The sequence below is a fragment of the Mesorhizobium sp. M1A.F.Ca.ET.072.01.1.1 genome, assembly GCF_004023325.1.
Lineage (GTDB): Bacteria > Pseudomonadota > Alphaproteobacteria > Rhizobiales > Rhizobiaceae > Mesorhizobium.
The window spans coordinates 1-895 of sequence record NZ_RZSF01000671.1; the positions used below are offsets into that span (position 1 = coordinate 1).

The 895-nt window shown below is 67.0% G+C and carries 1 protein-coding gene and 1 pseudogene; both read right to left on the reverse strand.

The features are described from left to right. Window positions 1-586: pseudogene (locus EOA32_RS37450) on the reverse strand (hypothetical protein); the annotation flags it as partial. Further along, a partial coding sequence (locus EOA32_RS37455; protein WP_210214892.1) for a hypothetical protein occupies window positions 583-895 on the reverse strand: 313 nt, incomplete at its 5' end. The gene EOA32_RS37455 and the pseudogene EOA32_RS37450, both read right to left, overlap by 4 nt.

The window sequence follows — 895 nt, forward strand, 5'->3', positions numbered from 1 at the left end:
GGACCTTAGCGTCCTCATCGAAAATCTCGATGTCGTGCTTCCCGCCCTTTTCGTTCTCTCGCCTGCCGATGTAGTTGAGTAGCCGCGCCGCAGCCTCCTTGGTCGATGGGGGATTGGGCATTACCTTGAAAACGGCAGGCTGCGCGCCCGCGGCATAGCCGGCTCGCGCTGCCACTGCCAGCGCCTGATAAGCGGGGCGCGCCGGCCTTCCTGCGCCGCTCTGGTGCCCGGCGCCACGACCGCCCCGCTCCCCACGGCCACCACCGCCGCGCCGCTTCCAGTCGTCCTCCTCCTCTTCCGGCTGGAAACCGGCGAGAGTGGCGGTATAGACCATGATCGGCGCGCTGGCGGGCTTTGCCGAATGCACCGGCGCGGCGGCCCTCGGACCCGCGCTCAGTGTCGACCGCCCGTGAGATGCGCCTGCAGCAGCGCCCTCATCGCCCTTCAGCGACTGGAACGCGCCGACCTCGCGGCGAGCGCCTGCTGCAAGCTTGTCTTCATCCAGGTCTTCACCTTGCATGCTCAATGCGCCGCGCAGATAGCGCTCGATTTCGGCGGCGTATCCGGCAAGGCGGCGGCGGCTCATGGCTTAGCGCTCTTCGGCTTGCGGGGTCGCAGGGTCATCGCTTTTAGTTCCTCACGAAACTGCCGCACGAGATCGCCCACCGCGATCAACGCCCGTTCGAAATCCTCGTCATACCCCACCCGCCCGTCATTCATGGCGCGCACCGCCCGATTGAAAACGATGCCGACGCGACGCAGATGATCAGTCATCTCCACGATGGCCGGCTGCAGCCCCTCCGTTGCAACAGGCAGATGACCGGCCTCGGCCCGCACCAGCCGCCGGATGACCTCGCTGACCGTCACCCCGTCTCGCTGCGCCGCAGCTGTGAGG